This window comes from Mesorhizobium sp. M1328 (assembly GCF_040318075.1).
GTDB lineage: Bacteria > Pseudomonadota > Alphaproteobacteria > Rhizobiales > Rhizobiaceae > Mesorhizobium.
Map to the genome: position 1 here is coordinate 31,050 of NZ_JAMYLO010000013.1, position 23,599 is coordinate 54,648.

Annotated in this window: 21 protein-coding genes, 1 pseudogene and 1 riboswitch; of the genes and pseudogenes, 13 read left to right on the top strand and 9 right to left on the bottom strand. The window is 63.2% G+C overall.

Annotation, left to right across the window (positions count from 1 at the left end; all coding sequences use genetic code 11):
• Positions 1-3: 3 nt before the first annotated feature.
• From NKH23_RS21490 to serA, 4 genes are all read left to right on the top strand, one after another.
• Positions 4-831 (top strand): outer membrane protein, encoded by an 828-nt coding sequence (locus tag NKH23_RS21490; RefSeq protein ID WP_352909924.1) that lies wholly within the window; start codon positions 4-6, stop codon positions 829-831.
• A 232-nt stretch (positions 832-1,063) separates the two neighbouring features.
• Positions 1,064-1,837, top strand: coding sequence for an outer membrane protein (locus NKH23_RS21495; RefSeq protein WP_352979193.1), 774 nt, complete (start codon positions 1,064-1,066; stop codon positions 1,835-1,837).
• Between the two features lie 182 nt (positions 1,838-2,019).
• Positions 2,020-3,195: a phosphoserine transaminase gene (locus NKH23_RS21500; protein ID WP_352909927.1), complete on the top strand. Its 1,176-nt coding sequence runs from the start codon at positions 2,020-2,022 to the stop codon at positions 3,193-3,195.
• Positions 3,196-3,369: 174 nt separating this feature from the next.
• On the top strand, positions 3,370-4,968 hold the full coding sequence (gene serA, locus NKH23_RS21505; RefSeq protein ID WP_352714418.1) for a phosphoglycerate dehydrogenase: 1,599 nt from the start codon (positions 3,370-3,372) through the stop codon (positions 4,966-4,968).
• Between the two features lie 85 nt (positions 4,969-5,053).
• Here the strand turns inward: serA and NKH23_RS21510 are convergent, their stop codons facing one another.
• Complete coding sequence (locus tag NKH23_RS21510; protein WP_352714416.1) at positions 5,054-5,956, bottom strand: DMT family transporter; 903 nt, start codon at positions 5,954-5,956, stop codon at positions 5,054-5,056.
• 314 nt (positions 5,957-6,270) lie between these two features.
• On the opposite strand from NKH23_RS21510, the gene NKH23_RS21515 reads away from it, so the two are divergent.
• A complete protein-coding gene (locus NKH23_RS21515; protein WP_023680654.1) occupies positions 6,271-7,569 on the top strand; it encodes an adenylosuccinate synthase in 1,299 nt (432 codons plus the stop codon).
• A 73-nt stretch (positions 7,570-7,642) separates the two neighbouring features.
• A complete protein-coding gene (locus tag NKH23_RS21520) occupies positions 7,643-9,349 on the top strand; it encodes a hypothetical protein (protein WP_352909931.1) in 1,707 nt (568 codons plus the stop codon).
• Positions 9,350-9,380: 31 nt separating this feature from the next.
• Here the strand turns inward: NKH23_RS21520 and NKH23_RS21525 are convergent, their stop codons facing one another.
• The 4 genes from NKH23_RS21525 to NKH23_RS21540 all read right to left on the bottom strand — a co-directional run bounded on the left by NKH23_RS21525 (position 9,381) and on the right by NKH23_RS21540 (position 12,453).
• On the bottom strand, positions 9,381-9,680 hold the full coding sequence (locus tag NKH23_RS21525; RefSeq protein WP_353035305.1) for a CcdB family protein: 300 nt from the start codon (positions 9,678-9,680) through the stop codon (positions 9,381-9,383).
• The gene (locus tag NKH23_RS21530; RefSeq protein ID WP_352714411.1) at positions 9,680-9,922 is read right to left on the bottom strand and encodes a type II toxin-antitoxin system CcdA family antitoxin; all 243 of its coding nucleotides are present in this window, start codon (positions 9,920-9,922) and stop codon (positions 9,680-9,682) included. The genes NKH23_RS21525 and NKH23_RS21530 overlap by 1 nt, the downstream gene beginning before the upstream one ends.
• A gap of 64 nt (positions 9,923-9,986) precedes the next feature.
• Positions 9,987-11,807, bottom strand: a complete 1,821-nt coding sequence (locus NKH23_RS21535) for an ABC-F family ATP-binding cassette domain-containing protein (protein ID WP_352909934.1) — start codon at positions 11,805-11,807, stop codon at positions 9,987-9,989.
• A 1-nt stretch (position 11,808) separates the two neighbouring features.
• On the bottom strand, positions 11,809-12,453 hold the full coding sequence (locus NKH23_RS21540; RefSeq protein WP_352714407.1) for a thiamine diphosphokinase: 645 nt from the start codon (positions 12,451-12,453) through the stop codon (positions 11,809-11,811).
• A 127-nt stretch (positions 12,454-12,580) separates the two neighbouring features.
• Positions 12,581-12,695, top strand: a riboswitch (TPP riboswitch).
• Positions 12,696-12,738: 43 nt separating this feature from the next.
• Here NKH23_RS21540 and thiB point away from each other — a divergent pair.
• The 4 genes from thiB (at position 12,739) to NKH23_RS21560 (ending at position 18,129) form a co-directional block, all read left to right on the top strand.
• Positions 12,739-13,752 carry a thiamine ABC transporter substrate binding subunit gene (gene thiB, locus NKH23_RS21545; RefSeq protein ID WP_352909937.1) on the top strand — a complete coding sequence of 338 codons (1,014 nt, stop codon included), beginning with the start codon at positions 12,739-12,741 and terminating at the stop codon, positions 13,750-13,752.
• A gap of 248 nt (positions 13,753-14,000) precedes the next feature.
• Positions 14,001-15,617 (top strand): thiamine/thiamine pyrophosphate ABC transporter permease, encoded by a 1,617-nt coding sequence (thiP, locus tag NKH23_RS21550; protein ID WP_352979199.1) that lies wholly within the window; start codon positions 14,001-14,003, stop codon positions 15,615-15,617.
• The gene (gene thiQ, locus NKH23_RS21555) at positions 15,614-16,405 is read left to right on the top strand and encodes a thiamine ABC transporter ATP-binding protein (RefSeq protein ID WP_352714403.1); all 792 of its coding nucleotides are present in this window, start codon (positions 15,614-15,616) and stop codon (positions 16,403-16,405) included. The genes thiP and thiQ overlap by 4 nt, the downstream gene beginning before the upstream one ends.
• Before the next feature lie 254 nt (positions 16,406-16,659).
• Positions 16,660-18,129: a M48 family metalloprotease gene (locus NKH23_RS21560; protein WP_352909942.1), complete on the top strand. Its 1,470-nt coding sequence runs from the start codon at positions 16,660-16,662 to the stop codon at positions 18,127-18,129.
• Positions 18,130-18,142: 13 nt separating this feature from the next.
• On the opposite strand, the gene NKH23_RS21565 is transcribed toward NKH23_RS21560, so the two are convergent.
• A complete protein-coding gene (locus NKH23_RS21565) occupies positions 18,143-19,000 on the bottom strand; it encodes an RNA polymerase factor sigma-32 (RefSeq protein WP_352714400.1) in 858 nt (285 codons plus the stop codon).
• A 324-nt stretch (positions 19,001-19,324) separates the two neighbouring features.
• Between NKH23_RS21565 and NKH23_RS21570 the strand changes: the two are divergent.
• From NKH23_RS21570 to NKH23_RS21580, 3 genes and pseudogenes are all read left to right on the top strand, one after another.
• Positions 19,325-20,098, top strand: a pseudogene (locus NKH23_RS21570) (amino acid ABC transporter substrate-binding protein).
• A 122-nt stretch (positions 20,099-20,220) separates the two neighbouring features.
• A complete protein-coding gene (locus tag NKH23_RS21575; RefSeq protein WP_352909945.1) occupies positions 20,221-20,901 on the top strand; it encodes an ABC transporter permease subunit in 681 nt (226 codons plus the stop codon).
• On the top strand, positions 20,898-21,671 hold the full coding sequence (locus tag NKH23_RS21580) for an amino acid ABC transporter ATP-binding protein (protein WP_352714394.1): 774 nt from the start codon (positions 20,898-20,900) through the stop codon (positions 21,669-21,671). The genes NKH23_RS21575 and NKH23_RS21580 overlap by 4 nt, the downstream gene beginning before the upstream one ends.
• Before the next feature lie 94 nt (positions 21,672-21,765).
• Here the strand turns inward: NKH23_RS21580 and NKH23_RS21585 are convergent, their stop codons facing one another.
• From NKH23_RS21585 to NKH23_RS21595, 3 genes are all read right to left on the bottom strand, one after another.
• Positions 21,766-22,347: a CarD family transcriptional regulator gene (locus tag NKH23_RS21585; RefSeq protein ID WP_006327799.1), complete on the bottom strand. Its 582-nt coding sequence runs from the start codon at positions 22,345-22,347 to the stop codon at positions 21,766-21,768.
• 368 nt (positions 22,348-22,715) lie between these two features.
• Positions 22,716-23,054: a ferredoxin FdxA gene (gene fdxA, locus NKH23_RS21590; RefSeq protein ID WP_292664799.1), complete on the bottom strand. Its 339-nt coding sequence runs from the start codon at positions 23,052-23,054 to the stop codon at positions 22,716-22,718.
• Positions 23,055-23,203: 149 nt separating this feature from the next.
• A complete protein-coding gene (locus tag NKH23_RS21595; protein ID WP_352564641.1) occupies positions 23,204-23,590 on the bottom strand; it encodes an RNA-binding S4 domain-containing protein in 387 nt (128 codons plus the stop codon).
• Positions 23,591-23,599 lie beyond the last annotated feature (9 nt).

Here is a 23,599-nt window from a genome sequence, read left to right on the forward strand (position 1 = left end):
AGCATGTTCAACACAGCAAGAATGGCTCTCCTGGCCGCGCTGTTTGCCGGCGCCGGACCGGCATTCGCCGCCGATTTCGCCGAGCCGCCCGTGGTCGAGGAGGCACCGCCACCGGTCGTCTACGAGCCGCCGGCCGAGTATGGCGGCTGGTATATCCGCGGCGACATCGACTATCACTGGTCGAAGTTTCGCGGCGCCGACTACATCACCTACGGACCGCCTCCCGGGACAGGTACTTTTGACAGCGGCAAGCTGAAGAGTGCCTTCTCGGCCGGTGCCGGCGTCGGCTATCAAATCGACCGGCACTTCCGCACCGACTTGACCGCGGACTGGATGAGCAAATCCACTTTCCGCGGCTCGACCAGCGGCATCTGTCTCGATGGAGATCCCTGTACTTCGGTCGACACCTCGTCCTATACGGCGCTGCTGCTGCTCGCCAACGCCTATGTCGATATCGGCACATGGCACGGTATCACGCCCTATGTCGGTGCCGGCATCGGCGGTGCCTGGGTTAAGTGGGATACACTCCACAACAGTGATGAAGACGGTGAATTCTTCCACCACGGCGGCAAGGGCTGGCGTTTTGCCTATGCTGCCATGGTTGGTGCATCCTACTGTTTGACCGATCGCGTCAAGCTCGACGTCGGCTACCGCTACAGCCATATAAACGGTGGGAAGATGTTCGACTTCGGCAGCGGCGTCGGCCCCGGCTATGACGACGGCATCAATGTTCATGAGGTGCGCGGCGGCCTGCGCTATCAGTTCGGCAGATCGGACTGCGTCGAACCGGAACCCTATGTTCCGGAGCCGGAGCCGGTCTACACCAAGTAAGCGCTTCGAAATCGAGGAATTTGTCGATCGCCCGGCTGATGCCGGGCGGTTTCGTTTGGCTGCCTGAAGATGCTGCGACGCTCTGTGACACCGTCCAGCTCGAGGGGCGCAAACGGATCAAATCAATTGCTAACGCCTTGTTATCCTTAACCCGCACTTAACCACTATGGTTAACAATGCTCCCTGAAACGGCGCGCGATCGCGAATGCGCCAAGTTCGGGAGCCGAGGACCATGACATTCAAATCGCCTGTAGCACTGGCGCTTGCAGCAGTCGTCCTGATGCCGCTGACGCCGGCGCTTGGCGCCGATTACGATCCGCCGGTCTATGTCGACCAGGCGCCGGATTATGTGCCGGTCGAGGTTGGCTCGGGATGGTATCTGCGCGGCGATGTCTCCTATCTGGTGCAGAAGAGCTTCAAGGATGAGGATTTCGCCTTCACGCCCGCGAGCTTCGACGAAAAGGAAGATCCCATCTTCGCCAGCATTGGCTTCGGCTACCATTTCAACGACTATCTGCGCGCCGATCTCAATGTCGGTTATCTGCCCGGCAACAAGATCGACATCGGTTACGACGATACAGGGATTGTGGTGCTACCGGCAACGGCGACGGTGGCATCAGCATCCCTGAAGAACTATGCCTTCTCGGGCATACTCAATGGCTACGTCGATCTTGGCACGTATGTCGGAATCACGCCCTATCTCGGCGCTGGTATCGGTATCCTGCAGAGCAAGCGTCGCCTCTCGGCGAGCTACTTCACCGACAACGCCGACCCCACCGACGATTTCGTCCGGCATGACAACAAGACCCAGTACTCCTTCGCCTACACGCTGAATGCCGGCTTTGCCTACCAGGTGTCCAAGAATGTCTCAGTCGATCTGGGCTATCAGTATTTTTCCGCGCCAGACGCCGAATATGTGACTGCCGAGAGCCTGACTTCTTTTCCGATCCGCAAAGGAATCAACAATCATCAAGTCAAAGTCGGACTGCGCTACGATCTCTGGTAGGCTCGATCGAAGCCGAGGCGTTAACAATGGCGGGTCGTAGGCCCGCCGTTTGCGTTTCGCCGCCGGCAATATCCCGACAGCGACAAAAACTTTCCCCTTGACGCCGAAAGCCTGAACGCATATCGCCGTCCGTGGGCCACCCCTCCCCAACGAGGGGCCACTATCTGGAAGGATAGACCACGATGACGACGCATACGAAGCCCGGACTCCGTCCGGCAAATCCCAATTTTTCCTCAGGTCCTTGTGCAAAACGCCCCGGCTGGTCGGTCGAGGCGCTCAAAAATGCCGCGCTCGGGCGCTCGCACCGTGCCAAGATCGGCAAGACCAAGCTCGAACAAGCGATCGAGCTGACGCGGGAAATCCTCCAGGTTCCGGCGGATTACCGCATCGGCATCGTGCCGGCCTCGGATACCGGTGCGGTCGAAATGGCGCTGTGGTCGCTGCTCGGCGAACGCGGCGTCGACATGGTCGCCTGGGAGAGCTTCGGCTCCGGCTGGGTCACCGATGTGGTCAAGCAGCTGAGGCTCGCCGATGTGCGCAGGTTAGAGGCCGACTACGGCGCACTGCCCGACCTGACCAAAATCGACTTCGACCGCGACGTGGTCTTCACCTGGAACGGCACGACGTCGGGCGTGCGCGTGCCGAACGGCGATTTCATCCCGGCCACCCGCAAGGGGCTGACCATTTGCGACGCCACTTCGGCGGCTTTTGCGCAAAAGCTCGATTTTCAGAAACTCGACGTCGTCACCTTCTCCTGGCAGAAGGTGCTGGGCGGTGAGGGCGCGCACGGCATGCTGATCCTCAGCCCGCGCGCCGTCGAGCGTCTGGAAAGCTACAAGCCGGCCTGGCCACTGCCGAAGATCTTCCGCCTCACTTCGGGCGGCAAGCTGATCGAAGGCATCTTCAAGGGCGAGACCATCAACACCCCGTCGATGCTGTGCGTCGAGGACTATCTCGACGCGCTGCGTTGGGCGAAGTCGATCGGCGGCCTCGACGCGCTGGTCACCAGAGCGGATGCCAATGCCGCTGTTCTCGATCGCTTTGTCCGGAAATCTTCCTGGCTCGGCCATCTTGCCGTCGACCCGGCGACGCGTTCGAACACATCGGTCTGCCTTTCCTTCACCGATCCGGATGTCGCTGCACTCGACGCCGACGGACAGGCTGCGTTCGCCAAAGCAATTGTCTCGGCGCTCGACAAGGAAGGCGTCGCCTATGACATCGGCGCCTACCGCGATGCACCGCCCGGCCTGCGCATCTGGTGTGGGGCGACAGTCGAGACTTCCGACCTCGAAGCGCTGCTGCCTTGGCTCGACTGGGCCTTTGCCGCGCAAAAGGCGTCGCTGAAGGCAGCGGCCTGATCCCTCCCCTCGAGGGAGGGTGGCCCGAAGGGCCGGGTGGGGTCGCCTCCGCCCAGCTCACCGATCCACCATCCAGAAAGATTTGGCCACGTCCGGCCGCACCGATCCCACCCCGGCGCTTCGCGCCGACCCTCCCCTCAAGGGGGAGGGGCGCCAATCGCAAAGGAACAAGCAATGCCCCGTGTTCTCGTCTCAGACAAACTTTCCACCACCGCCGTGCAGATCTTCAGGGATCGCGGCATCGAGGTCGACTATTTGCCGGATCTCGGCAAGGACAAGGAAAAACTGCTCGAAGTGATCGGCCAGTATGATGGGCTGGCCATCCGCTCGGCGACAAAGGTCACGGAGAAGTTGATCAACGCCGCGACCAGGCTGAAGGTCGTGGGCCGCGCCGGCATCGGCGTCGACAATGTCGACATTCCGGCGGCGAGCCGCAAGGGCATCATCGTGATGAACACGCCCTTCGGCAATTCGATCACCACCGCCGAGCATGCGATCGCCATGATCTTCGCGCTGGCCCGCCAGATACCGGAGGCCAACGCCTCGACCCATGCCGGCAAATGGGAAAAGAACCGCTTCATGGGTGTCGAGATCACCGGCAAGACGCTGGGCATCATCGGCTGCGGCAATATTGGCTCGATCGTCGCTACGCGCGGCGTCGGCCTGAAGATGCATGTCATCGCCTTCGATCCGTTCCTGTCGGACAGCCGCGCCGAGGAGCTCGGCGTCGAAAAGGTCGAGCTCGACGAGCTGTTCGCCCGCGCCGACTTCATCACGCTGCACACACCGCTTACCGACAAGACGCGCAACATCATCGACGCCGCGGCGATCGCCAAAATGAAGACCGGTGTGCGCATCATCAATTGTGCGCGTGGCGGGCTGGTCGTCGAGGCCGACCTGATCGCGGCACTGAAAAGCGGCAAGGTGGCCGGCGCCGGCATCGACGTGTTCGAGGTCGAACCGGCGGAGTATAATGAACTGTTCGGCCTGGAGAATGTCGTGGCGACGCCGCATCTCGGCGCGTCGACCACCGAAGCGCAGGAGAATGTCGCCCTGCATGTCGCCGAGCAGATGTCCGACTATCTGATCAAGGGCGCCGTTTCCAACGCCATCAACATGCCGTCGATCACCGCCGAAGAGGCGCCGCGGCTGAAACCTTTCGTCAAGCTTGCCGAAGTGCTCGGCGCCTTTGTCGGACAGGTCACCGAGGATCCGATCAAGGAGGTCGAGATACTGTTCGACGGCTCGACCGCGACGATGAACACGCGCGCGCTGATCAGCGCCACCCTTGCCGGGCTGATCCGGCCGCAGGTCTCCGACGTCAACATGGTGTCGGCGCCGATCATGGTGAAGGAGCGCGGCATCATCGTCGCCGAGGTCAAGCGCGACAAATCCGGCGTGTTCGACGGCTATATCAAGCTCACGGTCAAGACCGAGCACAGGACGCGCTCGATCGCCGGCACCTGCTTCTCGGATGGCAAACCGCGCTTCATCCAGATCAAGGGCATTAATCTCGACGCCGAGGTCGGCCAGCACATGCTCTACACGACCAATGCCGATGCGCCCGGCATCATCGGCCTGCTCGGCACGGTCTGCGGCGAGAACGGCGTCAACATCGCCAATTTCCAGCTCGGCCGCAACCGGCCGGGCGGCGATGCCATTGCATTGCTCTATCTCGATGCGCCATTCCCGGAAAACGTGTTGGCGCAGGTGCGCTCGCACAAGTCGATCGACTCCGCCAAGCGGCTGCATTTCGATGTCGGCGTAGCCTGAAACTCGGTCGCCCCGTGTGCAGCAGCACGCGGGGCGCTTCCACGGTCGTTGATGGATCCGTAGTGGAACGTCGCGGCAAGCGACTTCATTCAGCGGCGGATGCCGCCATCTTCCGTCCGCTGTATTCGGCGAGGCTGATGCCGCCGAGCACCAGCGCGAGAGCAAGCGCCTGATAGAGCTGGAATGTCTCACCGACAATCAGCACCGACAGCAGCGTACCGAAGATCGGCACCAGATTGATGAACAGGCCGGCCCGGTTGGCGCCGATCAGCTCGTTGCCCCTGATATAGAAGATCTGCGAGATGACCGAAGCACCGATGGCGGTATAGAACGCGACCGCCCAGCCGCGGGTATCGGGAACGATGACCTTGCCGGCGGCAATCTCCCACAGGAAGAAAGGCAGCGATGTGATGAGTGCGGCAACCGACAGCGCCAGCATCAGGCTCTGCCAGCGGATGACCGGCTTCAGCCGCAACCCCACCGAATAGAAGGAGTAGCAAAGCACGGCGACCAGCATGATCGCGTCGCCGAAATTGAGATCCAGCCTGAGAAGCTGGCGTGGATCGCCATGGCTCGCCGTCACCGCGACACCGGCGATGGTCAGCACGACGCCGATGACCTGCACGCCATTGACGCGCAGGCGAAAGAACACAAAATTGGCGATGATGATGACGATCGGGATCGCCGCCTGCTCGATCGAGACGTTGATCGCCGTCGTGTAGTTGAGCGCCGTGTAGAAGATCGTGTTGAAGAAGGCGAAGCCGCAAGCGCCGAGCCCGCCAAGCAGCAACCAGTGCCTGCGCACCACTGGCCAGTCTTGGCGCAGCGTTCCCCAGCCGATCGGCAGCAGGATCAGAACCGCCAGCAGCCAACGCAGGAAGACGAGCGTCATCGGCGAGATATGACCGACCGCCAGCTTTCCGGCCACGGAGTTGCCGCCCCACAGCAAGGTGGTGAACAGCAGGAATAGGTAGGCGGCTCGATGCATCGTGACATTCCGGCCAGGCAGAGAGAAATGCGCGGTCGTTGCGGGCCTATTGCGGCAGCTCGCGCAAGTAAATGATGTCAAAGGCGAAAATTGTTGTGCCTCGGAGCGTTTTCGGCGGCAAAGAATGGTCGCGCTCGCCGGGTCTTGACGCTATAGAGCGACGTGCGTGCAATTGGACGCTACGCGTCGGAAGGCTTTAATCCTCGCGTCGTGCTTTCCCAAAATCGATTCCGTTTTTGGGGGCCGATGCGATAGAGGCCTATCGGTTCGAACTATTTCAAGCTGCTCGTGCGGCGTCTCAAGGGAAAAGAAATATGGCCAATGTGGTGGTCGTCGGCTCGCAATGGGGCGATGAGGGCAAAGGCAAGATCGTAGACTGGCTGTCGGAGCGCGCCGATGTTGTCGTGCGCTTCCAGGGCGGCCACAATGCCGGCCACACGCTGGTCGTCGACGGCAAGGTCTACAAGCTGTCGCTGCTGCCGTCCGGCGTGGTGCGGCAAGGCAAGCTGTCCATCATCGGCAATGGCGTCGTCTTCGATCCGCACGCTTTCGTCGCGGAGGTTGCGAAATTGAAAGCGCAGGGCGTCGAGGTGACGCCGGACCGCCTGAAAATAGCCGAAAACACCGCGCTTATCCTGTCCTTGCACCGGGAGCTGGACGGATTCCGCGAGGACGCCGCTTCCAATTCTGGAACGAAGATCGGCACGACCCGTCGCGGCATCGGTCCCGCCTATGAAGACAAGGTGGGCCGGCGCGCGGTCAGGGTGATGGATTTGGCGGATTTGGAAACGCTGCCCTTGAAGGTCGACAGGCTGCTGACGCACCACAATGCGCTGCGGCGCGGGCTCGGCCATGCCGAGGTTACGCATGAGGCGATCATGAGCGAGCTGATTTCGGTCGCCGACGAGATCCTGCCCTATATGGACCGCGTCTGGAAAATCCTCGACGACAAGCGCCGCGCCGGCGAGCGCATCCTGTTCGAGGGCGCGCAAGGCACGCTGCTCGATATCGACCACGGCACCTACCCGTTCGTCACCTCCTCCAACACCGTTGCCGGCCAGGCCGCTGCCGGGTCCGGTGTCGGCCCGGGCGCCATCGGCTATGTGCTCGGCATCACCAAGGCCTATACGACGCGTGTTGGCGAAGGCCCGTTTCCGACCGAGCAGAAGAACGAGATCGGCGAGTTCCTGGGCACGCGCGGCCATGAATTCGGCGTCGTCACCGGCCGTAAGCGCCGCTGCGGCTGGTTCGACGCCGTGCTGGTCCGCCAGGCTGTCGCCGTCAACGGCATCAAGGGCATTGCGCTGACCAAGCTCGATGTGCTCGATGGGCTGGACGAAATCAAGGTCTGTACCGGCTACCGCCTCGACGGCGAGGCGATCGATTACCTGCCGGCCAGCCAAGGCGCGCAGGCGCGCGTCGAACCGGTTTACGAGACGCTGGAAGGGTGGAAAGGCACCACCGCCGGCGCGCGCAGCTGGAACGACCTGCCGGCCCAGGCGGTAAAGTACGTCCGCTACATCGAAGAGCTGATCGGCGCGCCGGTCGCACTCCTTTCCACCAGCCCTGAACGGGACGACACGATACTTGTGACCGATCCGTTTCAAGACTAGTTTCTCAGCCTTTCCGGGCATTGCGGCTGATTTGCGGGGGCCGGCCCAGAAACAAATGCAGGTCGACTGACGTATGGTAGATTTTGTTCCTATTCTGAAAAAGGCGCTCGATAAACTCGGTGAGCCGTCGGCGGAAGTGCGCGCCAGGGTCTATGACAAGGCCCGTTCGTCAATCGCGAAACAACTCGCAGAGAAGGCCACGATGACGCCTTCCGATGTCGACCGGCAGATGCGTGTGCTGGAAGACGCCATCGCCAAAGTCGAGCGGGACTTCGCCAAGCCTGCGCCGCCACCCGACCCGCTGGCGGAACTGGAGGACATCTTCTCCTCCATCGACCGCAACAAGAACCAGTCCAGCCATGTCCGGCAGCCGGCAAAGACCGAGCCGCCATGGCAGCCGGCAAGGACTGAGCCGGCAAAGACGGAGCCTGCAAAGACTGGGCCAGCATGGCAGCCTACGCCCGCTAAGGCGGCACCGAACTGGCAAAAGCCGCAGCCCGTCGCTCTTTCTCAGGAGCGCGCTGGTCCGCCGCCGCCCAATATGGATATTCCGACGGCCGATGACCAAGACGGCGTTTTTCAGGGCGATGACTTTTCCAACGACGGCGGCCCCGCGGAGGACCGGTTCCAGCGGCTCCATCCCGCCGAGCGCAGGCGCAGCTATGGCGGCGTGATCGCCGCCGCTATTGCCTTGCTGGTCATTGCCGGCGGCGGCTATGGCATCTGGCTGAACAAGGATGCGTTCGGCAGCATGCTCGGCCTCGACGAGACCAAAGCCGTCGTCACCGAACCGCTGGTAAAGCCAGCCCCGGCCAAGCCGGTGGCCGATGCGGCCGTACCGGCCGCCGCGCCTCCGACGGAGGCCGGCGAAGGCGCGAAGTTCACGCAGCGCCTGACGCCCGAGGGCCACGAAGTCGATCCTGGCCCCGCGGCCGGGCAGGCGGGCATCGGCGAAGGCGAATCCGTCGCCGCACTGACCACGCCGCCGTCGGCCGCCCAAGCGCCGACCACCCCGGCACCCGCCGCGCCGGCACCGGCCGCACCTGCCGATGCGCAAGCCACGGCCAATCCTCCAGCGGTCGATGGCTCCGCTGCACCAACTCCCGCAACGCCGCCCGCCAACGGGGCAGCAGCGCCGGCCGATGCCGCAGCAGCGCCTGCAGCGGCCGCCCCGCCGCCCGCACCGGCGGCGGCACCAATGGCAGTTCCGCCGCAGGCCACGTTGGCCGTCGGCCAGAAGGCGATCTTCTACGAGGAGCGCACCAGCACCGCTCAAGGCTCGGCCGAGCCCGGCAACATCGTCTGGTCACTGGTGCAGGAATCGCCCGGCGGCGACTTGCCACCCGAGCCGGCGATCCGCGCCGAGGCGACCATTCCAGGCAAGGATATCCAGTTGCGCATGACGATCCGTCGCAACACCGACCAGACGCTGCCGGCCAGCCATATTATCGAGATGATCTTCCTGACGCCTGACGGCTTCGAGGGCGGCGGCGTCGACAACATCCTGCGTGTCGCCATGAAGGGGTCCGAGCAGGATGCCGGCAGCCCGCTGATCGGCATCCCGGCCAAGATCGCCGACGGTTTCTTCCTGGTTGCGCTCAACGACACCAAGGCGGACGAAGACGCCAATCTGACCTTGCTCAGGGGCCAGGACTGGATCGACGTGCCGGTCGTCTACAAGACCGGGCGGCGGGCGCTGCTCACCATGGAAAAGGGCATTCCCGGCGAGAAGGTGTTCGATGAGGCGCTGAAGGCCTGGCAGACAAAGACAGCGGGCTGAAGCCGGCTCGCCAGCCCAACGCTTCTCTGGCTCAGAAGCCTTGGAACAGCATGTCGAGTGCGCTCACGATGTCTTCGTGATGCTTTGACAGGTTCATCCGGCTTTCGCCTAATTCGTCCGCCGGAACCGTTGCGATCAGATGGGTGGCCATAACCATTTTTCGCCCGCTGATCTCAAGGAGAGGGTGGAGTTTGCGCATCGGCGGCGGCGTTGTTGCCATCGGGAGAAGCGGAACGACGACCCTTGTCTTGAAGTAATCAAGCATGTCGGACTGGACGTCGAGTAGATAGCTGCCTTCGATACTGCCGGCGAAGACATCGTAGAGCGCCATCAGAATTGCCGATGTTCTTTCAGCGGAATACCGTGTTTCTCGGCATAGTCGTTCCACGCTTCCATGGTGGCGCGGTTCTCGAGCTTCCATAGCCGGGTCTTTTCCGCAGCGACAGCCTCCGCAATGCCGGCTTCCGCCGCGCGTGAGACATTCACGTCCAGCCCTTTGGCTTCTTTCATGAGTTTGGAATCTATCGACAGGTTTGCCGGTTGGCGAATTGCATTCAATGCCAATTTGCGCACGGCAGCCTCCGCAATATGCGCATAATCTATGCGCATTTCCGAGCTGCAGCAACGAGGAAGTGGACTACCCCTCCATTTCTTCCCGTAGCATCTCGAGTTCCAGCCATTCCTCCTCGAGCGCTGCCAGTGTGACGCGCTCCTTGTCGAGCGCGGCAATCGTCTTCTGGAACGAGGCCGGGTCGCGCTCGTAATAGGCCGGATCGGCGATGTTGTTCTCCAGCCGCGAGATCGAGGCCGACACCGCCTCGATCTTTTTGGGCAAGGTTTCCAGCGCGAATTTCTGCTTGAACGACAGTTTCTTTGCCGGGCCCTTGGGAGCGGCCGCGTTGGTCCTGCTTGCAGCCATCGCCTCGCTGGTCTCTACCTTCGGCCGCGCCTTGCGGTCATCCAGCCTGGTGCCGCCGCGCTGCGCCAGCATGTCGGAATAGCCGCCGGCATATTCGATCCAGCGGCCGTCGCCATCCGGCGCGATGATGCTGGTCACGGTGCGGTCGAGGAAATCGCGATCGTGGCTGACCAGGATCACCGTGCCGGCAAAGCCGGCGACCAGTTCCTGCAGCAGTTCCAGCGTCTCCATGTCGAGGTCGTTGGTCGGCTCGTCGAGCACAAGCAGGTTTGCCGGCCGCGCCAAGACGCGTGCGAGAATCAGCCGTGCCCGCTCGCCGCCCGAAAGCTCGCGCACCGGCGTCCGCGCCTGTTCCGGCTTGAACAGGAAGTCCTTCATGTAAGAGACGACGTGGCGCTGCTCGCCATTGATGACGAGGTTCTCGCCGCGACCGTCGGTAAGATACTGCGCCAATGTCTCCTGCGGGTCGACGGCTTCGCGCTTCTGGTCGAGCGTGGCGATCTCCAGATTGGTGCCGAGCCGCACCGTGCCCGCGTCCGGCTTCAATTCGCCGGTCAGCATCTTCAACAGCGTCGTCTTGCCGGCGCCGTTTGGCCCGACCAGGCCGACGCGATCGCCGCGCTGGATGCGTGTCGAAAATCCCTTGACCACCGTCAGATCGCCAAAGCTCTTCTCAATGTTCTTGGCTTCGATCACCAGCTTGCCGGATTCGGCGGCGTCGCTGGCTGTCATTGTCGCCGCACCCTCGGCGCCGCGATGGCCGCGAAAGCGCTGTCGCATGGTCTGCAACTCACCGAGCCGGCGCATGTTGCGCTTGCGCCTTGCCGTCACGCCATAGCGCAGCCAGTGCTCCTCGCGCACGATCTGGCGGCCGAGCTTGTGCTGCTCGCGCTCTTCCTCCTCCAGCACCGTGTCGCGCCATTCCTCGAAATAAGCAAAGCCCTTGTCGAGGCGGCGGGTCTGGCCGCGGTCGAGCCAGATTGTGGCGCGCGACACGCGTTCGAGAAAACGGCGGTCATGCGAGATGACGACCAGCGCCGAGGAGGTGCGGGCAAGCTCCTCCTCCAGCCATTCGATGACCGAAAGGTCGAGATGATTGGTCGGCTCATCGAGGAGGAGAATGTCGGGCTCCGGCGCCATGACGCGGGCGAGGGCCGCGCGCCGCGCCTCGCCGCCGGAGAGGTCGTTCGGCCGTTCCTCGCCGGACAGGCCGAGATGCTCCATCAGATAGGTGGCGCGGTAGGGATCGTCGGCGGGTCCGAGCCCCGCCTCGACATAGGCGCGAATGGTCGCAAAACCGTCCATGTCGGGCATTTGCGGCAAATAGCGCACAGTCGCCGAGGGCTGGCGGAAGACTTCGCCGTCCTGCGGTTCGATCAGCCCGGCAGCGATCTTGAGGAGCGTCGACTTGCCCGAGCCGTTGCGGCCAACCAGGGCGATCTTGTCGCCAGCCGAAGCCGTCAGGGCGGCACCGTCGAGCAGCGGCGTGCCGCCAAAGGTCAGCTTTATCCCGTCGAGATTGAGAAGCGGCGGCGCCATATCAGCTTTCAGGTAGGGGAAAAGGATGCGCGAGCAGCAGCGCGCGGCCGCTGGCCAGCGCGATTTCCAGCCGGCCCTTGACCTCATTGGAAATGGTCAGCGACGACCCGAAGGCAACCTCGACATGGGCGAGCGGCCATTTGGCGCCGGTGACTGTCAGGCCGGCAAGATCCGAAAAGCCGAGCACCGAAAACAGTGTGCCGTCGGCATAGTCGAAGCCAACCTTTCCGGGCAGCAAGGGAATGCCTTCCTGTGCGCCGCTGGTCAAAAGCACTTCCGTTCCGCCTTCCGCCAGCCGGACGCTCAGCGCCAGATGCAGGAAGATGTGGTCGGTGCGTTTGCCGCCGAAGGCGCCTGCGAGCACAAGGCTGGTAGCACCGCGTTCGAGCGCGGCGGCGATAGCGAGTTCACCGTCGGTCTTGTCCTTTTCGGCGGGAAACACCTGCCGTGGCACGGCGGCCAGATCCTCCGGCAAATCGGCAGGCACGGAATCGAAATCGCCGACCCAGAGTTCCGGCCTCAGGCCCAGCATGCGGGCATGGCCGATGCCGGCATCGGCGGCGATAACGCGGGAGCCTTCGACCTGGCGGTCGAGCAGCGGCGTGCGGATGAGATCGCCGCCAAGCAGGATGGTGAATGTGCTCATATCTCGTGGCCCTTACCAGCCCTGCCCCGGAAACGGAAGATGAAACGGCAGACGAAACGGAAGGCTGGGCTTTGGATGCCCGGCAAACTTCCGCTTGCGCAGCACTTCGGCCGGGCCTATGTGTCGCAACGCTCTAACGGGGTGCCGGACGCGATCTTCGCGGACCGGCTGAGAGGCAAGACTGCCAACCCGCTGAACCTGATCCGGTTTGTACCGGCGGAGGGATTAGACGTTTCGGACAGCCCGACGCCTCAATTCCTTTCAACGCGAACGAAGGAGGCGCCGATGCGCAGTTTTTTCCACTCTCTTGTCTCGATTATCCTGCTTGCAGCATCCGCGCTGGCCTTGCCAGGGCAGGCATCGGCACAGGATAAGCTGACCGTCTATACCTATGAAAGCTTTACCGCCGATTGGGGTCCGGGACCGGCGGTGAAGAAGGCCTTCGAGGCCGAATGCAACTGCGTCGTCGAATTCGTCTCGGCCGCCGACGGCGTCGCGCTGCTCAACCGTGTGAAGCTGGAAGGCGCCGCGACCAAGGCCGATATCGTGCTTGGCCTCGATACCAATTTGACTGCGGACGCCAAGGCAACCGGCCTGTTTTCGCCGCACGGCGCTGTGTCGGGCGTCAGCGTCCCGGGAGCCTGGAGCGACGATATTTTCGTGCCGTTCGACTATGGCTATTTCGCCGTCGTCTACGATACCGAAAAACTGAAGAGCCCGCCGAAGAGCCTCAGGGAATTGGTCGAGGGCGATGCCGGCGACAAGATCGTCATCCAGGATCCGCGCACCTCGACGCCGGGCCTTGGCCTGCTGTTGTGGGTCAAGTCGGTCTATGGCGACAAGGCGCCGGAAGCCTGGGCCAAGCTCAAGTCAAAGGTGCTGACGGTGACGCCGGGCTGGAGCGAGGCCTACAGCCTGTTCACCAAGGGCGAGGCGCCGATGGTGCTGTCCTACACCACCTCGCCGGCCTACCATATGGTCGCCGAAAACACCGAGCGCTACCAGGCGGCGTCCTTCGAGGAGGGCGAATATCTGCAGATCGAGGTTGCGGGGATCACCACCAAGGGTGCGAAGAACCCGCTGGCGGAAAAGTTCGTTGCCTTCATGACCGGACCGAAATTCCAGGATGTCATTCCCGAAACCAACTGGATGTTCCCGGCCGGCAAGACCGACAAGCCGCTCAATCCGGCGTTCGACAAGCTTGTCAAACCGACCAAGACGTTGCTGTTCAGCCCGGAAGAGGTCGCGGCAAATCGTAAGGCTTGGGTCGATGAGTGGCTTGCGGCGATGAGCAAGTAGGATTCCATATGGTGTTCGTTCCCGCCCACCCCCCTCTGGCCTACCGGCCATCTCCCCCGCAAGGGGGGAGATTGAGCTCTCAGCCGCTTTCGCCAATCTCCACTGCGGCAGGAATGAGCGGGGCAACGAAGCTGCCGATCTCCCCCCTTGCGGGGGAGATGGCCGGTAGGCCAGAGGGGGGTGGGCGGGAACACGACCTCAGCCAAGTTCCTCCTCTCAGCACCCATCGTTAAGCTGGGTAGCGCGAAATGCAGGCTCGCCGTCCTGACTCCCGCGTCACTGCCGGCATCGTCGCGCTCGCCGCCATCGCGCTGCTGATCGGCGGGGCATTCGCCGGGCTCGTCGTCGAAGCCACACGCGACCTGTCCGGCGCCGCCTCCGCTTTCGATTCCTATCTCTTGCGCGTCGCCCGTTTCACGCTCTGGCAGGCGGTCCTTTCGACGCTGCTCTCCGTCGCGCCGGCGCTGTTCGTCGCGCGTGCCCTGTCGCGGCATCCACAGTTTTTCGGGCGAGGCTTCATCCTGCAGCTTTTCGCCGTGCCGCTGGCGCTGCCGGCCATTGTTGCCGCACTCGGTGTCCTGGCGCTCTATGGCCGCGCCGGCTATTTTGCCGGCACGCTCGGCGCGCTAGGCGGCCAGAGCTGGCCCGGCATCTACGGCCTGTCGGGCATTCTCGTGGCCCATGTTTTTTTCAATCTGCCGCTGGCAACGCGGCTGTTCCTTGAAGCGTTGCAGACCGTGCCGGCCAACCAATGGCGGCTGGCGAGCCAGCTTGGCATGGGCGCTGCGCCGGCCTTTCGGCTGATCGAATGGCCGCCGCTGCGTGCGGCCTTGCCGGGCGTTGCCGGGCTCGTTTTCATGCTGTGCATCACCTCCTTCACCATCGTGCTTACACTCGGCGGCGGACCCAGCGCGACGACGCTGGAGGTTGCCATCTACCAGGCGCTGCGTTTCGACTTCGACCCGGCGCGGGCGGTGACGCTCACCCTGCTGCAGATTGCCCTGACCTTCGTCGTCGTGCTGGCCTTGACGCGGCTCGGCGCCAATATGGTCGGGGACGCCAATCTACCGGTGGCGCCGCGCCGGTATTTTTCAGCCGGTGCGGCCGAGACCGGGCTGAACGCGCTGGTGATCGGGCTGGCATTGCTGTTTGTCGCCGGGCCGATGGCGGCGACGCTGGCAGCCGGGCTTGGCGCCGATCTCGGCCGCCTGGCCGGCGACAGCGCGGTGCGGCAAGCGACGGCGACCAGTGGCGTGCTCTCCCTTCTATCGGCGCTGCTCTCTGTTGCGTTGTCGCTGTCGCTGGTCATGGCGCGCCGGGCGCTGGCGCTCACCCGGCGAACAGGCCGGCGGACACTGCTCGAACATCTGGCCGACACCGGTGCGGGGTTCGTCCTGGTGGTGCCGCCCATCGTCATCGGCGCCGGCTGGTTCCTGCTCCTGCGCACCGTCAGCGATGTCTTTGCGATCGCCCCCGTCATGGTCGTTGCGGTCAATGCGGTGATGGCGATGCCATTCGCCATCCGCGCCATCCGCCCTGCCTTTGACGCGGCGAGCGAACGCCACGAACGGCTCTGCGCACAGCTTGGCATCTCGGGCTGGAACCGGTTGCGGCTGGTCGACTGGCCGTCGCTGCGGCGGCCGCTCGCCACCGGCTTCGCTTTCGCCATGGCGCTGTCGCTCGGCGATCTTGGCGTCATTGCGCTGTTCGGCAGCGATTCCGTGCAGACCTTGCCCTACCTGCTGCTGGCGCGCATGGGCAGTTACCGCACCGAGGATGCGGCCGGGCTGGCGCTGCTGCTCGGCCTTGTCTGCCTGGCGCTGGTGCTGACCGCGGACTTGCTGGGAAGGAGGGAGAAATCATGATGCCGATCAGCCCGGAACGGTCCATTTCGGTGGAAAAAGGCGCGGCGGTGCGGCTCGACAATGTCTCGTTCAGCTATGGTGAAACGCCGCTTACATTCGATGTCGATTTCCCGGCGTCGGAGATCACCGCCATCATGGGGCCGAGCGGTTCGGGAAAGTCGACGCTGCTCAATCTGGTGGCCGGTTTCGAGGCGCCGCGGTCGGGCCGGGTGCTGATCGGTGGCGCCGATGTCAGCACTGCGCCGCCTTCAGCGCGGCCGGTATCGATGGTGTTCCAGGAAAACAACCTGTTTGCCCATCTTTCCGTCGAGCAGAATGTCGGGCTCGGCCGCTCGCCTTCGCTCAGGCTGAGCGAGGCCGATCGCGCCGCAATCGCCGCAGCGCTGAAGCGCGTCGGCCTTGCCGGCAAGGAAAGCCGGCTGCCGCGCGAACTCTCCGGCGGCGAGCGGCAGCGCGTCGCGCTCGCCCGGGTCCTGGTGCGCGACCGACCGGTGCTGTTGCTCGACGAACCGTTCGCTTCGCTCGGACCGGCACTGCGCGACGACATGCTCGACCTGGTGACCGACGTCCATTCGGAGCAGCGCATGACGGTGCTATTCGTCACGCACCAGCCGGACGATGCGCGCCGTATCGGCCAAAACATGGTTTTCCTGGATGGTGGCACAGTTGCCGCGACGGGCACCGCCGCTGATTTTTTCGTCGGGGCTGGACCGGAGGCATTCCGACGCTATATCGGCTCGGGTCCGTTTGCGGCCGGATCACGAGATGTTGCCCGGAAGCGGACATAATTTATGGTCAAACCGGCGGAAGGCGAAGCGGCGCTTGCTTGCCATGGTCGAGGTAGTGTGGCTAGGTCCGCCAGGAGCTGGTCCGGCCTAGACCGTGATTTGCCCTTGCTGCCTCGTATCTGTCGGACGCACGAAGGACGCCGTAGCACTTGATTTTGCGCGTGATGCTTTCCGGAAATCGCGCCCGATTTTCGCGGTCACGTCCCAGGACTTGAAAGGAAGCCGATCTGCCGACCGGCATCGACAATCGGAGGGTGAAACCGCTGGCGCGCTTTCTGGCGCTGGCCGGTCTTGCCGTGGCGCTGGCAAGCTGCCAGATGTTCACGCCTCCCGACGTGCAGGAATCGGGCTTCCAGCCCTCAGACAAGCCGATCACGGTCGACAATGTCGCCGCCAACAGCAAGCTCGCCCAACTGGCGAAGGCGCAGCACCCGCGCATCCTTGCCACCTATGGCGGTGAGTATTCCGACCCCAAGCTCGAGCGTATGGTGGCCAAGGTCGTCGGCAGACTGACCGTGGTGTCGGCCAACCCGACCCAGACCTACCGCATCACCATCCTCAACTCGCCCAACGTCAATGCCTTCGCGCTGCCGGGCGGCTATCTCTACATCACCCGCGGCCTGCTGGCATTGGCCAACGATTCGGCCGAGCTTGCCGCCGTCATTGCGCATGAGATGGGCCACGTTACGGCCAATCATGGTCTGCAGCGCCAGCAGCTGGAAGCGGAAGAGGGGTTGGCGACCAAGGTCGTTTCGGATGTGCTCGGCGACAACCCGACGGCCAAGGCGGCGCTGGTCCGCGGCAAGCTTAGGCTGGCGCAGTTCTCGCGCAATCAGGAGCTGGAGGCCGATGCCATCGGCATCAAGTCGATCGGCGAGGCCGGTTTCGATCCCTACGCCGCCGGCCGCTTCTTGCAGTCGATGTCGGCCTATACCGATTTCCGTTCCATCAGCGGCGCCACCGACGCCAGCCTCGACTTCCTGGCGACGCACCCCAACACGCCGCAGCGTATCGATCTCGCACAGCGCCACGCCCGCCAGTTCGGCGCGCCCGGTGTCGGGTCGCGCGACCGCGATTCATTCCTTGCTGGCATAGACGGGCTGCTTTACGGCGACACGCCGGAGGAAGGCTATGTGCGCGGCGAAACCTTCCTGCACCCTGGCCTCGGCGTGTCGTTCTCGGTGCCCAACGGCTTCATCATCGACAATTCGGCGGCGGCGGTGACGGCGACAGGCCCGGGCGACATCGCGATCCGCTTCGACGGCGTCTCGATCGACAAGGACCGCTCGCTGACCGACTACATCCGCAGCGGCTGGGTTGCCGGCCTCGACGACAGCAGCGTGCGCCAGGAGACGATCAATGGCAACGAAGCGGCAACCGCGCATGCCGGCGCCGATGGCTGGCAATTCGACATTGCGGTGATCCGCGCCGGCGGCCAGGTCTACCGCTTGCTGACAGCGGCGCCTTCGGCCAGCACCTCGCTGAGCACGGTGGCGCGCTCGGTCAGCGGCTCGTTCCGCATCCTGAGTGCTGCCGAGAAGGCGGCGCTGAAGCCGCTGCGTATCCGCATCGTCACGGTGCAGCCCGGCCAGACAATGGGCTCCCTGGCCGCACAGATGGTCGGCGTCGACCGCAAGCTGGATCTGTTCAGAGTGCTCAACGCGTTGTCGCCGGGTGCCGCCGTTTCGGCCGGCGACAAGGTCAAGATCGTCACCGACAAATAGCTGCCGACGCGATTCAGGCTGCGAGAAATTCCGGATTCTGCTTTACCAGCGCCGCCTTGAGCTTTTCCATGGCGCGCGCCTCGATCTGGCGGACACGTTCCTTGGAGATGCCGAGTGTTTCCCCGAGCGCTTCGAGCGTCGCGCCCTCGTCGCTCAGCCGGCGCTCCTCGATAATCCTGAGTTCTCGCGCATTGAGCGCGCCGAGCGCCGTCTTCAGCCACACCGAGCGGCGTTCGACGTCGATCGTATCGCCGACGATCTCGTCGGGTAGTGGATCATCCGAAACCAGGAACTCCATCCGCTCGGTTGCGCCCGCATCGTCGGCTAGCGGCGTGTTGAGCGAGCTGTCCGGCGCCGAAAGCCGGGAATCCATCATCGCCACATCGGCCTCGGAAACCCCGAGAGCCGCCGACACTTCGCGGTAGAGCGTGGCATTCGACGTCTGCTCGGCGCCGTTTGCCAGGCGGGCGCGCAGGCGCCGCAGGTTGAAGAACAGCGCCTTTTGCGCCGAGCTGGTGCCGCCGCGCACGATCGACCAGTTGCGCAGGATATAGTCCTGCATCGAGGCGCGAATCCACCAGGTCGCATAGGTCGAGAACCGCACCTCGCGCTCGGGCTCGAAACGGGCCGCTGCCTCCAGCAGTCCGACATGGCCTTCCTGGATCAGGTCGCCCAGCGGAAGGCCGTAGTGGCGAAACCGCGACGCCATGGAAATGACCAGCCGCATATGCGCGACGGTGATGCGGTGCAGCGCGTGCTGGTCATTGTTTTCCTTCCAGCGCAGCGCCAGGAGATGCTCTTCGTCACGTTCCAGATAAGGGGCTTTCATCGCCGCGCGAACCATGGTCCGTCCTGCACTGTCTTGCATCATGCCGCGCTCCTGCTTCAGGCGTTGCGGTGCGATCGAATCGTGAGTTGGCGCCGATGGTTGAAATGGCGGCACCGCGCCCTACAACAGCCAAGAACGTGCCATGCGGGGGAATGTTCCCCCGGACTGTCATGTCGATTGCGCTGTTCCAGGCGATTCACCACCGGCCTTGACTCAGCCGGATGGCGCCGGAGATGCTGGTTGAGAATGGGATTTCAAGGGCGCGAGATTTTTGAAATTTAGTTTCTTATTCTGGCATCGCGCATCTGTCATTTTCCGGCACTCGCAATGACGCCGGACATCGGCCAAGGACGGGATCACAGAAAAATGAAATGGCTCAAGTCGCTCATTATCGCCGGAACGCTCCAGCTTCTGGCCATCGCCGCAAGTCATGCCGGCGCCAATCTCGACCAGATCAAGCAGTCCGGCGTCTTCAAGGTTGGCACGGAAGGAACCTATGCGCCCCTCACCTATCATGATGCTTCCGGCGCGCTGGTCGGCTTCGATGTCGAGATCGCGCGGGCAATCGCCGAGCGCCTCGGCGTCAAAGCCCAGTTCCTCGAAGGCAAATGGGACGGACTGATCGCCGGTCTCGACGCCAACCGCTACGATGCCGTCATCAACGAGGTAGGCATCACCGAGGCGCGCAAGGCCAAATATGACTTTTCCGAACCCTACATCGCCTCCAAGGCGGTGTTGATCGTGCGCGGCGACAACACCGATATCAAGAGCTTCGCCGACCTCAAGGGCAAGAAGGCGGCGCAGTCGCTGACTTCGAACTTCGGCAAGCTGGCTGAAACCAACGGCGCCTAACTCGTCGGCACCGACGGCTTCGACCAGTCGATCCAGCTGCTTCTAACCGGCCGCGCCGACGCCACCATCAACGACAGCCTGTCCTTCCTCGATTTCAAGAAGCACAAGCCAGACGCCAATGTGAAGATTGCCGCCCAGGAAGAAAACGCCGACTATTCCGGCGTCATCGTGCGCAAGGGCGATCCGGAACTGGTGGCCGCCATCAATAAGGCGCTGGCCGACATCAAGGCCGACGGCACCTACCAGAAAATCGCCGACACCTATTTCGGCCAGGACGTTTCGAAGTAAAACGGCTTTCTCGTGTGGGCCGAACGCCGGCCCGCGTCGTTCGTATCGCGGCGAGCTGTCTTTTGACGGCCCGCCGCTTTCGCGTGATATGAGCGACGGCAATCTGGCAAGGAGGAGCCTTCGTGCCGCACTGGCTGCAATTGATGCTGGAATCCCTGCCTACGCTGCTGTGGGCTGCACTGATCTTCACCGTGCCGTTGACGCTGCTGTCGTTTGCATTCGGTCTTGTTCTCGGCCTGGTCGTGGCGCTTGTCCGGCTGTTCGGTCCCAAACCGCTGGTCGCCGTGGTCCGCTTCTACGTCTGGATATTCCGCGGCACGCCGCTTCTCGTGCAACTGTTCCTTATCTTCTACGGCCTGCCATCGATCGGCATCCTGCTCGACGCCTTTCCGGCAGCACTGATCGGCTTCACCTTGAACATCGGTGCCTATTCGTCGGAAATCATCCGCGCCGTCATCGGTTCGGTGCCCAAGGGCCAGTGGGAAGCGGCCTATTCGATCGGCATGACCTTGGCCCAGGCAATGCGGCGCACCATTCTTCCACAGGCGGGGCGCGTCGCGGTGCCGCCGCTGTCCAACACCTTCATCTCGCTGGTTAAGGACACTTCGCTCGCCGCTGCCATCACCGTGCCGGAGATGTTCCAGGCAGCGCAGCGCATCGTCGCCACCACCTATGAGCCGCTGATCCTCTATGTCGAGGCGGCGGCGCTCTATCTGGTCATGAGCTCCGTGCTGTCGGCCTTGCAGGCGCGGCTGGAAACGCGGCTCAACCGTTATGGCGGCTTCCTGGAGGCGCGCGCATGATCGGCCTCACCAACATCGAAAAGCGTTTCGGCGACAATTTGGTGCTGAAGGGTGTGACCGTCACAATCGAGGAAGGCAGCGTCACGGCGCTGGTCGGGCCATCGGGCGGCGGGAAGAGCACGCTTTTGCGCTGTATCAACCTGCTCGAGCTGCCGACGTCAGGCACGGTGCGGATCGGCGACGATGCACTCGAATTCCACCCCGGCGGCAGGGTCTCGACCAGGGATATCCAGCGGCTGCGGCTTCAGACCGGCATGGTGTTCCAGAATTTTCAGTTGTTTCCGCATCGCACTGCGATCGAGAACATCATGGAGGGGCTGGTGACCGTGCTGAAATGGCCCAAGGAAAGGGCGCGCGAACGGGCGCTCGCCCTGCTCGAAAAGGTCGGCATGGCGCACAAGGCCGATGCCTGGCCGGCGACGCTGTCAGGTGGCCAGCAGCAGCGCGTGGCGATTGCCCGGGCGCTGGCGCCTTCGCCGAAAGTCCTGCTCTGCGACGAGCCGACCTCGGCGCTCGATCCGGAACTGGCGCAGGAGGTGGTCGATGTGCTCGGCAAGCTCGCCAGCGAGGGCACGACCATGGTGATGGCGACGCATGATCTGCGGCTCGCCTCGAAGATCGCGCGGGAAGTGGTGTTCCTCGATGCCGGCAACATCGTCGAACAAGGCCCGGCCGCGGTGCTGTTCAGCAACCCGGAACGCCAGCGGACCAAGCGGTTTATCGCCACGCTGAAGCACGAGGCGGAAAGGGAGGGCGGCGGCGAAGGTTAGATATGCATTCGCCAGTCAGCCAAAACAAAAAAGTCAGCCAAAACAAAAAACCCGGCGCGAGGCCGGGTTTTTCTGAATTCGAAGGCGAGAAAAATCAGGCAGCTTCTTCCTGCTCGGCTTCCTCGTTGTCGGCCTTGGCGCCGCGCTTCGGGCCCTTGTTGAGGTTCACCTCGATGAGGCGTACCGCTTCGGTCTCCGACATGCGGTTGACGGCCGCGATCTCGCGGGCCATGCGGTCAAGCGCCGCCTCGTAGAGCTGGCGTTCGGAATAGGACTGCTCCGGCTGGTTATCGGCGCGGTAAAGGTCGCGCACCACTTCCGAGATCGAGATCAGATCGCCGGAGTTGATCTTGGCATCATATTCCTGGGCGCGGCGCGACCACATGGTGCGCTTGACGCGGGCGCGGCCCTGCACGACCTTCAGCGCGCGCTCGACATAATCCTCTTCCGACAGCTTGCGCATGCCGATCGAGGTCGCCTTGGCGACCGGCACCTTGAGGCGCATCTTATCCTTCTGGAAGTCGATGACGAACAGCTCCAGCTTGTGGCCCGCGACTTCCTGCTCATCGATCGAGACGATCTGGCCGACACCATGCGCCGGATAGACGATGTACTCGCCGGTCTTGAAACCGTGGCGCGCTGCGGTGGACTTCTTCTGCGGGGTGATCGTTGCCATTACGCCCTGAACTCCTTGTTGTGGTACCGGCATCGTGCCGGCCCGAACTCGTGCGACCGGGGTGACCGGTCCTTAGCCACACAACGATGAACTCACCGGAAAGGCCAGGACCGGCAAATCGCAACATTGCGACCGCCTGCCCCAGATCGCTCTGGTCCGGATTGAGAAATTCACCTTTCAGTGATTTGGGGCGTTTGCGCCATAAATCGACGTTGTGTCACCGGCATGTTTGGCTGATGTAACACAAAAAGTCGGAAGAATCAAGGTTTTGCTGCACGCGCGAAGGCCACGCGCCGTCGCCGCCTGTCAAGGCAGTTAATGTATCACGTCTGTTACGCGGCGTCAGGCCGCCGCAGCCGGCAGGCTCGTCAATCGCCTTCGCCGGGCTCCGGGGAGAAATATTTCTCGAATTTGCCAGTTTCGCCATCGAAGTTTTTAGCGTCGGCCGGCGGCTCCTTCTTGGCGGTGATGTTGGGCCATTTCTCGGCATATTCGGTGTTGATCTGCAGCCATTTGTCGAGACCCGACTCGGTGTCCGGCTTGATCGCGTCGGCCGGGCATTCCGGTTCGCAGACGCCGCAATCGATGCACTCGTCCGGGTGGATGACGAGCATGTTCTCACCTTCGTAGAAGCAGTCGACCGGACAGACCTCGATGCAGTCCATGTATTTGCATTTTATGCAATTGTCGGTCACGACATAGGTCATTGGTCGGCTCCGGGACGTCCCATTTTGTTGGGCTTTTTTGGTGAGGTAACGCCTTTGTCCGCTGGTGGCAAGGGCGGCCCTTACTCAGCGGTGCCGCGGTTTCCGGAATGGAATTCCAGAGGGCCGGCAAAGCGGAAGTTCGAGCTTGCTCAATCGTCGCCGAGCAGGTGGTCGGTCTGGCGGCGTTCCTTCTTCGTCGGGCGACCGCTGCCGGCCTCGCGCAACGGCGGCACCGCATCGGGAAGCGCCTCGCCCTTGGGCACCGGGGGCGGCGACATATCCTCGTAGAGCAGGCGGGCTTCTTCGGCCGGACCGCGCCGTACGCCGGTGCCAAGGACCTTCCAGACGAAAATCCGCCGCTCCAGCGTGATGGTCAAAACGTCGCCCGGCCGGACCGTATCGGAGGCCTGCGCTGCTTTGTCGCGATTGATGCGGACGCGTCCGGCGACGACCAGCTTGGCTGCCAGCGTACGCGATTTTACCGCGCGCGAGAAGAACAGCCACTTGTCGATGCGCTGGCGGGCATCAGTGACCATCGGACGAGC